We start from the raw sequence: 8514 nt of genomic DNA on the forward strand, positions 1-8514 counted from the left end.
ATCTAATACTCGTGCTCGAAGCAACAATCCACGGTCCCCGTGGGTGTCCTCCGCGTCAAGCTCAAATACGGGCTCGCGAGCACCAAAGGGTGTCGACGTCAACCACGGCCAGACACCCAGCTACCGCCCGCACAGGCGAGCCGACAATAGGCGACCACCCACTCCTCTCGACCCCCACGACGCGGGTCACCCCACCCGACAGCTCAACTGCGAAGAGCCGCGAAACGTCGTGAGCTGACGCAGTTCCACTCGGGTCACGCACCGGGTGAGCATGGTGGGGAAAACCTTCCCACACCAACAGGACCTCTCGGGCGCACGAGCGTACAAGCGGCCGCAATGGTGCCCGGCGGCGTCTCCTACAAGACCTTCGACAAGATCGGATACCTCGAAAAGGTCGCTGCCGACACCGCCATGCCCGACGAGTTACGAGGCAGGGCACAAGCTGCGCTGGGGCGAATCGAGGCAGGCGGGCCCGTCGATCCGGCGTTCGTGCGTATCCGTAACGAAGCCGAAGCCCCGCCCGGAACATCCGACGCCGAGCTACACCGCCTCGCGGAGGAAGCCCTGGCGCGTGTGAAGGCGGAGCGGCGGGCGAAGCGGAAGAAGATCCGTAAACCCATCCCCCTCCGCCGCAGCGACGGCCCATTCCCGACACGGGCGTTCGTGCTGACGTGGGGCGAGTTGACGGAGTGGTGGGAACGCTATGACCTCCACCAACTCGCGGTCGAACTCACCGATGAGCAGATCGAGGGATTCCACGCGGCGCTCGACGGCAGCAACGAGTTCGCCAAGCGGCTCGATGTCGCGCGCGAGGAAGTGCCGCCCGAGCAGCGTGGGCGGCAGACGGATCGACGCGCGCACCTGCGCGCGCTATGACTATGAAGGGTGCGGGGAATCTGGCGCGGGGGTGCGTACCTCTCCTCCATGACCTTTTCGCGCCCCACACCGTCTGGTCGTCGCATCACGGCGACGCCGCGCGTGCGCGAGGAACCAGACATCGACCGTCTCGTCACGCTCGTCCTGCACCTCGCCGAACAACTCCACCAGGAAGAAGCCCAGGACCGAGCCGTTCACGCGCGAGACGATCAAACCACCGTCCCCGGTGACGACGCCGGCGAGGCCAAGGAAGGACACGACAATGACGCTCTTGCTGCCAGCATCGCCTGAAGCTGAGCAGGCTCCCTCCTTCACCGCTGTGACGTATCAGCGCGTCTCGACAAAGGAGCAGGCCGCGAAGGGCGGACGCGACGAAGGCTTCTCGATCCCGGCGCAGCGCGAGGCCAACGGTCGGAAGGCGGAGGCGCTCGGGGCGCGGATTGTCGCGGAGTTTGTCGATGCGGGGGAATCCGCTCGCTCCGCCGACCGACCCGACTTGAAGCGGATGCTCGATTACATCGCCTCCCACCAGGTGAAGTATTGCATCGTCCACAAGGTCGACCGGCTCGCACGCAACCGCCTCGACGACGTCGAGATCCACCACGCATTGCTCGACGCAGGAGTGAAACTCGTCTCGGCGACGGAGAACATCGACGAGACGCCTTCGGGGATGCTGTTGCACGGGATCATGTCGAGCATCGCCGAGTTCTACTCCAAAAAACCTCGCAACCGAAGTGACGAAGGGACTGACGCAGAAGGTCGCCACCGGCGGAACCCCCATGCGCGCACCACTCGGCTACCTCAACGTCCGCGCCCGAGACGACCAGGGCCGCGAGTACCGGACCGTCGAGATTGACGAGGAGCGAGCGCCGTTCATCCGGCGGGCATTCGACCAATACGCCACCGGCGACTACTCCGTCGTCGACCTCCTCGCCGACGCAACAGCGCGAGGGCTCACCACCATCCCGACACCACAACGACCGTCAGGACCAGTGGGTCGTTCGACCTTCTTCAAGATCCTGCGGAACCCCTACTACATCGGCCTCGTCCCGTATAAGGGCGCGAACCATCCGGGCTCTCACGAACCGTTGATCGACCTCGCCACCTGGCAGCGGGTCCAGTCGATCCTCGACACCGCGAAGCAAGCCCGTGCTCGCAAGCGCATTCACGACCACTACCTCAAAGGCAGTCTCTTCTGTGGGGCGTGCGGATCGAGGTTGCAGCTCGACCTGCCGACGAACAAGCAGGGCATCCAATACGCCTACTACTCGTGCAGCGGAAGACGGACGCGCAAGACGAAGTGCACGCGACGCGCAATCCCGGTTGCGGTCGCCGAGCAGCTTGTCGCCGACTGCTACGCCCGCATCTCGATCAATGAAGCCCAGTACGTCGGCCTCGCCAAGAAAGTCGAGCAAGCCTTCGACGAACGCTTCGCCTCCCGCTCCGACGAACTCGCAGAACTCGCCGCGAACCGCCGACGCCTGGAAGACGAGTCCGACAAGCTTCTCGCCGCGCACTTCGCCGACGCCATCGACCTCACCACCCTGAAACGCCACCAAGACCGCATCCGAGCGGGCCTCGCTGACATCGACCGCCACATCGAGAACGAACACGACCAAGACCAAGGACCGCGCCGGCAGATCGACAAGGCCCTACGGCTGCTGATCGACTGCCAGCGCCTCTACAAGACCACCGACGCCCACGGGAAGCGCATGGCCAACCAGACCTTCACCACCGGCATCGACATCAACGAAGACGAGGAAGCAACCCTCCGTCTCGCAGAGCCCTTCGCCGCAACGACAGACGAAAACACCCATGTCAGGGGTTCGACTACGTCTGAAATTGTGGACGCAATGGAGCGCTGCGGGAACAGGCGACCACGGGTCGAGCGTCTGGTTTCCGCGTGGAATCAAGGCGTTCGCGGGGACGCCGACCCTGCAGGCGAGGCCGATGACCCGCTGATCGGCGCGTCGGCGGAACCAAAGAAACGACCTCGAACCCGGCTCACAGACGAGGAAGTGGGCGCTATGCGAACAGCCCGCACGCAAGGCGTCAGCGTGGTCGTGCTGGCGCGTCGGTTCGGGGTGCATCGGGGCACGGTGTGGGCGAAGACCCGTCCGGCGTGAGCGTGAGCGACTGCTACTCGTGGGTCGAGTAGTCGTAGGTGTCGCGCACGGCGTGGAAGTCGGTCTCGTTCAGGTGGTGGCACCAGGGCTGCTGTGTGCCGGGGAAGCGGACGCGGTGCGCGCCGGACCAGGAGGCGACCTCGACATGGCACTGCGGCATGTCCCAGAGCACTTCGACGGCGGGCATGAGGTCGTTGTCGGAGGAGAACAGGATCGCGGTGTTCATGTAGCCGGACATGCCGAGGCGGATCATGTCCACCGCGATGGCGACGTCGATGCCTTTCTCCGAGGCTCGTGACGCTGGGTAGTCGGCGGGGTACTGGAGGTTGCGGCGGATCACGGTCACTCGGTCGGAACGTTCCCACATGGCGGTCTGCCGGTCGTTCGCGGCTGCGGCGCCGGGCTGGCGTTCCGGGTTCGGGCGACCTCGGTAGACGCGGACTTCCATGAGTTCGCTCTCGCGACGGCGACGTTCGGCCAACAGTTCGCCGATCTTGAGCGGGAAGACGTGCCCGTCGCTGGGGTCGGCCCCGAAGGGGAGGAACTGGCGGCGTGCCCAGCCGTGGATGTTCTGGTAGTCCATGAAGACCACCACGCGATCCACGCCGTCGCTCATCCGTCCCTCCTGTGGTAGAAAAATCCCCGCCAATCCCAGGGGGACGGCGGGGCGGAATACGACAAGCATACCTCACCGAGACGCGCCCGTGGGCCAGCCCTCGCAGCCTTACCCGGCTGCGCGCTGACCGGCGGCTCGCGCGACGCCGATCCCCGGCCCGTCCCTGCTCGCGTTCGGTGGCCCGTAGTGGCGGTAGCGGATCGGGGTGACGCCCATGTAGCGGCGGAACACCCGTGTCGCGCAGCCGCTGTGATAGCACCAGCCAACTCGCTCGGTGATGACCGTGATGAGCAGATCAGTCTCCCGGATCAGGCGCGCCATCTCCCGTACTCGCAGGATCGAAAGGTACACCAGCGGTGTCACCCCGAACGACTCCTTGAACACGCGGGTGAGTTGGCTCTTTGAGAGGCAGGCGTGCGCGGCGAGATGATCGAGCCGCCAGGGTTGTGTGATGTCGCTTCGCATGAGCGCGGCGACCCGCGCCGCCTCACGGCGAACCGGACGGAATCTCTGCCAGCGCGGAGCGGCGACGCGGGCGACGCGCTGCCGCGATGTGAGCGGCGGAATCTCGACAGCCGCATGATGGACGTGAGGGGTGATCGCTTCGAGCAGGGTGAACAGGAGCCCGTGGACGTGGAAGTACCCTGCTGCGCCCTGGCCCGTCGCGGTCAGCGCGACGAGTTCATCGAGGATCGGCCCCAGCCGTTCGACCTCGCATTCTCCGAGGCGGAGCACCTGCACCGGATCGGGGTAAAGCTTCGCGGCGAGGTCACGGGCCGCGTCACGGTCAGGGATCAGATCGAGGTGCTGCCAGAACAGGTGCTCGATCAGGTAGTCGGTGTCAGCAAAGAGCGTCGTGACAGTGGTCTTGCCCTCTCGCTCGTACCCAATGGCCGTGTGGGGAGCCACCATCACAACGTCGCCCATGCCGACCGGCTCGACCCGGTTCGTGTAGTCGATGAGCAACGAACCATCACGGATCACGACGAAGCGCACGCAGTCGAATGCACTGGCCTCCACTGGGCGGCGCGAGGTCAGCGTTCCTGCTCTGATCGCTGCAAAGGGTATATTCATGGCTCCGTCTCGTACGCCATGACCATCGGCGTGGTGTCGGCACTCCGTGAGATGCGGTCACCGGAGCACGGTCTGGGCGAAGACGCGGTGATCGTTCATCGTTGGGATGGACGGTGTTGCATCCCCATGTAGGTACCGCCTTCTTCCAGTTCGTCGAGCATCTGATTGATCCGCTTGCCTCGCGTCTCGGGTCGCTTCGCGCGACCGATCCATGCGAGGTAATCGTTGCGCTGGTAGGCCGGCCGGTCGTTGTAGGCGTTGCGCAACCGGTGCTCGGCGAGCACTTCCGCAATATCGTCTGGCATCTGCTGTGCTGGCCTTTGCAGGGTCATGATGCGCTCTCCGGCACGACGGCCAGTGCTTCGATCTCCACCAGAACGCCGGGTCGCGCGAAGGAGTGAACGATGAGTACCGTGACCGCAGCGGGATTTGCGCCCCAGACCTCGAACGCCGATGCGTACCCGGCACCAGCGTCGGCCCCGGCAGCGAGATAGACGCCGAGTCGGGCGACGTGGCTCGCGTCTGCCCCTACGTCGGCGAGCACCGTAAGTACGTTCCGGAGGGCCTGCTTCGTCTGTTCACCGAGGTCGGTGGAAACAAGCTGTCCCTGCTCATCGGTGCCGTGTTGTCCGCCGACGACGAGCAGCGAGCCACCTGTCGCCAGCACACCCTGAGAGAACGCGGGGTTCTTGTGCAGAGCTGCGGGGTTGATGTGCGTGAGGGTCATGAGTTGTTCTCCTGTCGTGGTTGCTGTTGTGGATCGTTTGTCGTGCCGGATGCGGCGCGGCGTGCGCGCAGTGCCCGTACTTTGTGCCGGTTGCCGCACCGCCGCATCGAGCACCAGGCGCGATTTCCCGAATGCGAGGTGTCCAGGTACATGACCACACAGTCATCGGCACCGCAGACGCGTACTCGCTCTGTCTGACGGAGCGCAGCGACGGCAGACCTTGCGATGGTTGCCAGGAGCCGATCGGAGCTGACCGGCGGCTCGGCGCGCAGTTGGGGCGGCATGTCAGGGCGCGCCGCCCACTCATCAATAGTGGCCGCAGACTCGTCTGGAACCATTCGGTCATAGGCTGCCGCAATCACTGCCTGGGCGATCATCTTCCGCAGTTCACGCGCTTGCGCGTAGTCCGCTGCGCTCACCGGCACATCAACTCCGAATCGTTCGCGCCACCACTTGGCGACATCCTGCGGCTCGCGCCAGTACTCCCACTCAGGCGGGCCGGGAAAGCCACCCGTGTAGGCGAAGTCAAATGCGATAGAGCCGGAGTCGAACCACCAACGCTGCCCGTCGCCTGCGACGAACCACTGGCCGGTCGGTGGGTCCAGGTTCATGTAACCTTGATACTCGGTTACGTCCCGGATCAGTCAACTGTGGGCCTGACGGTGCGGCTACCGACCCAGAGATGGCCCGCCATAGTGTGGAGTGCTGTCGTGCGTATGCGAGTGAGACGGATCGAGCTGTCGTTGGCGCTCTCTTAGCGCATGGTTGGCGGCTTCGCGTGCGGCTTGCTCGGTCGCACGTGTCTGCTCGATCCGCTCGACTGCCTCAGCGGGAGTGAGGGCGCGTAAAGCCTCGATTTCGGCGCGAGCCTGGGCCGCCGTTCGGGTTGCGTCCTCGGCGTTGGCGTGGGGGCGTGCGGTGAGGTAGACAGCCCGGTTGTTCACCACTGCGTCGGTGCCGAAGATGCGGGCGTAGATGCGCAGGCGGGGCCACGGGTCGGGGCCGAAGGTCTTGCGCACCGCTCTTGCTGCGGCTTCCTGCTGGGCGGTCGCTTCGATCACGCCGGGGTCGGTGTCGATCCGGGGCCGGGTGACGCGCTCGACCCACGCTGCGGCATCCTCGTTCCACCTGGGCGGCTCGCCCCACTCGCTCGTCAGACGCTGCGCGCTGTCGTGGGCGAGGGCCTGGGCGGTGTGATGCTCGGTGGTGGCTCGGCGTTTGCCGAACCTGCCGACCGTACGCAGACGATCGCGGGCGACCCGCTGCGCGGTGTCCCCATCCTGCCATTCGCCCAGCGCCGCCGATGCCTGCTCAGTGAGCGGGGCGGCGACCTCGGCGCGCACCCGCTCGAGCTGGCGGGCTGCGCTGTCTGCGATCTGCGCTGCCTGGTCGCGTGCGTCGCGCTGCCGCGCATGAAGCTCGGTGAGTGCGTCGGCTGCCTGCTGCCAGAGGGCCGCCCGCTGTTCGGCGTGCTCGGCCTGCTGGGTGAGCGCGGCTATCTCGGTGTTGACGAGCTTCACGGGGCCGTCGTCGACCAGACCCCGCACCGCCTCGACCGCGTGCTGGGTGGCGTCGGCCAGTCCTCGGTCGGCGCGGTCACGCTCCACAGCGTCGATGAACTGCAACCGGGCCTCGGCGGTGTTCTCGGCGACGACGTGCAGCACGTTTTCGTCGGTGCCTCTGGTCATGCCGACGTAGACGGCCGCGCCGCTCATGGCGTCGGTGAGGATCGTGTGCGATGCCGGGGTGGTGATGCCCTGCACGCCGTAGGCGGTCGAGGCGTAGGCGAGGTGGGTGTGCTCGGTGACGTATTCGGCGGGCAGTTGCACGGTGTGCTCGCGCTTCCGGTCGCTGCCCGCTTCGACCGCCCACAGTGCCCCATCGTCGGTGACGTGTTGCACGACCCACAGTTGCCGGTTCGCCACGCCCAGGGTGGTGTCGTTCTTGCGGGTCTGGATCAGGTCGCCGCGCCCGATGGGGAGACCATCACTGCCGGTCGCGGTCCTCTCGTCGTCCACGGCCTCGGCGTGCGTGCGCTCGTCGCGGATGCGGGCGTTCAGCCGTGTTGCTTCGTCGTTGGTCGCGACCGTCACTGCTTCCCCGTCGCTGCGGTTCTTGGCGATGTGTTCGTGCAGGTGCTCGGTGTCGGCGTGCAGGTGGATCAGGCCGAGGGCGCGGAGTTGGTCGAAGATCGCGGCGGGGTCGTCGCGGTCGCGCAACCGCATCGACAATTCGGCGTAGGCGGGGTCGGTGAACCTGTGTACCTCGTTCATGTCGGTGGTGCGGCCTCGAATCTGCGCGGCCATGTCGAGCACGCCGCCCCTGCCGACGGCGGGGAGTTGCGCCCGGTCGCCGACGAGGGCGAGGGTTGCGCCCGTTTCGGCGGCGACGGTGAACAGGGCGAGGGCGCTGTCTTGGTCGAGCATCCCGGCCTCGTCCACCACGATCCGCTCCCCAGCTTGGAGGCGTGCGGTCTCGGGTGGGCCGGTGTAGATGCGGCCTGTCTCGGTGTCGGTGTCGCCGGGTGCGAGGCGCGTCCATACGCCGTCGGTGTTCCACCTGTAGCCGTGGGCGTGGACGAGCGCGGCCACCGAATCCGCCGCGATGCCGAGGGCACGGTGGGCGACGTCAGCGGCCTTCTTCGTCGGCGCCACCACCCGCGTCGGTCGGCCCTCCTGCTGCGCGACCTCGATTGCGACTCCGAGCATGGTCGTCTTCCCGCTGCCTGCCGCGCCTTCCACGATCACCAGGGCGTCGGTTGAGGCGACCGCTGCGGCGGCCTCGGTCTGGCCGGCGTCAAGGCCGGCGGTCTGCACCAGCTGGCGCACGTCCGGCAGGGCCGGCTCGTTCTCTGGCACTCGCGCGGCCATGAGGTCGCGCAGTTCCGTTTCGGCCTGCATGACGCGCACGCTCGTCAGATGCGCCACATGCTCGGGCCGTGGTGCGCCGGGCGGGAGGATCGTGAAGCAGTCCTCCAACGCCAGCCGCGACGCAACCATGATGAAGTCGCGTACCTCGCCGGGAGCGGCGCGCACGCCCTGCTCGGTCATGATCCGGGTCGCGTGCTCGGTCACCGTGTGCGCCGTCCATGTGGA

General features: G+C 66.5%; 10 protein-coding genes. 4 read left to right on the forward strand and 6 right to left on the reverse strand.

Going from position 1 to position 8514, the window contains the following annotated elements; all coding sequences use genetic code 11:
* Nucleotides 1–336 precede the first annotated feature (336 nt).
* The 4 genes from ACK5KK_RS14925 to ACK5KK_RS14940 are packed head-to-tail and all read left to right on the forward strand — an operon-like array spanning nt 337 to nt 3002.
* Nucleotides 337–876, forward strand: a complete 540-nt coding sequence (locus tag ACK5KK_RS14925; protein ID WP_416890874.1) for a hypothetical protein — start codon at nt 337–339, stop codon at nt 874–876.
* Nucleotides 877–924: 48 nt separating this feature from the next.
* Nucleotides 925–1167 carry a hypothetical protein gene (locus ACK5KK_RS14930; protein WP_416890875.1) on the forward strand — a complete coding sequence of 81 codons (243 nt, stop codon included), beginning with the start codon at nt 925–927 and terminating at the stop codon, nt 1165–1167.
* Nucleotides 1139–1732 (forward strand): recombinase family protein, encoded by a 594-nt coding sequence (locus ACK5KK_RS14935; protein ID WP_416890876.1) that lies wholly within the window; start codon nt 1139–1141, stop codon nt 1730–1732. Before ACK5KK_RS14930 ends, ACK5KK_RS14935 begins: the two co-directional genes overlap by 29 nt.
* Nucleotides 1656–3002: a recombinase family protein gene (locus ACK5KK_RS14940; protein ID WP_416890877.1), complete on the forward strand. Its 1347-nt coding sequence runs from the start codon at nt 1656–1658 to the stop codon at nt 3000–3002. Before ACK5KK_RS14935 ends, ACK5KK_RS14940 begins: the two co-directional genes overlap by 77 nt.
* Before the next feature lie 13 nt (nt 3003–3015).
* On the opposite strand, the gene ACK5KK_RS14945 is transcribed toward ACK5KK_RS14940, so the two are convergent.
* The 6 genes from ACK5KK_RS14945 to ACK5KK_RS14970 form a co-directional block, all read right to left on the reverse strand.
* Nucleotides 3016–3618, reverse strand: a complete 603-nt coding sequence (locus ACK5KK_RS14945; protein WP_416890878.1) for an NYN domain-containing protein — start codon at nt 3616–3618, stop codon at nt 3016–3018.
* Between the two features lie 108 nt (nt 3619–3726).
* On the reverse strand, nt 3727–4602 hold the full coding sequence (locus tag ACK5KK_RS14950) for an AraC family transcriptional regulator (RefSeq protein WP_416890879.1): 876 nt from the start codon (nt 4600–4602) through the stop codon (nt 3727–3729).
* Nucleotides 4603–4787: 185 nt separating this feature from the next.
* Nucleotides 4788–5024 (reverse strand): YdeI/OmpD-associated family protein, encoded by a 237-nt coding sequence (locus tag ACK5KK_RS14955; RefSeq protein ID WP_416890880.1) that lies wholly within the window; start codon nt 5022–5024, stop codon nt 4788–4790.
* Entirely contained in the window at nt 5021–5419 is a 399-nt protein-coding gene (locus tag ACK5KK_RS14960) for a RidA family protein (protein WP_416890881.1), read from the reverse strand. Before ACK5KK_RS14960 ends, ACK5KK_RS14955 begins: the two co-directional genes overlap by 4 nt.
* Entirely contained in the window at nt 5416–6030 is a 615-nt protein-coding gene (locus tag ACK5KK_RS14965) for a CGNR zinc finger domain-containing protein (protein WP_416890882.1), read from the reverse strand. Before ACK5KK_RS14965 ends, ACK5KK_RS14960 begins: the two co-directional genes overlap by 4 nt.
* Before the next feature lie 57 nt (nt 6031–6087).
* On the reverse strand, nt 6088–8514 hold a 2427-nt coding region (locus tag ACK5KK_RS14970), incomplete at its 5' end, for an AAA family ATPase (RefSeq protein ID WP_416890883.1).

The sequence above is a fragment of the Microbacterium sp. genome (genome assembly GCF_047972865.1).
In the GTDB taxonomy this organism is placed as follows: domain Bacteria; phylum Actinomycetota; class Actinomycetes; order Actinomycetales; family Microbacteriaceae; genus Microbacterium.

Excerpts from the sequence above, each read along its gene's own strand:
- ACK5KK_RS14960 (WP_416890881.1), bottom strand. The coding sequence starts at position 5,419 with ATGACCCTCACGCACATCAACCCCGCAGCTCTGCACAAGAACCCCGCG.
- ACK5KK_RS14940 (WP_416890877.1), top strand. The coding sequence starts at position 1,656 with ATGCGCGCACCACTCGGCTACCTCAACGTCCGCGCCCGAGACGACCAG.
- ACK5KK_RS14965 (WP_416890882.1), bottom strand. The coding sequence starts at position 6,030 with ATGAACCTGGACCCACCGACCGGCCAGTGGTTCGTCGCAGGCGACGGG.
- ACK5KK_RS14925 (WP_416890874.1), top strand. The coding sequence starts at position 337 with ATGGTGCCCGGCGGCGTCTCCTACAAGACCTTCGACAAGATCGGATAC.
- ACK5KK_RS14935 (WP_416890876.1), top strand. The coding sequence starts at position 1,139 with ATGACGCTCTTGCTGCCAGCATCGCCTGAAGCTGAGCAGGCTCCCTCC.
- ACK5KK_RS14955 (WP_416890880.1), bottom strand. The coding sequence starts at position 5,024 with ATGACCCTGCAAAGGCCAGCACAGCAGATGCCAGACGATATTGCGGAA.
- ACK5KK_RS14930 (WP_416890875.1), top strand. The coding sequence starts at position 925 with ATGACCTTTTCGCGCCCCACACCGTCTGGTCGTCGCATCACGGCGACG.
- ACK5KK_RS14945 (WP_416890878.1), bottom strand. The coding sequence starts at position 3,618 with ATGAGCGACGGCGTGGATCGCGTGGTGGTCTTCATGGACTACCAGAAC.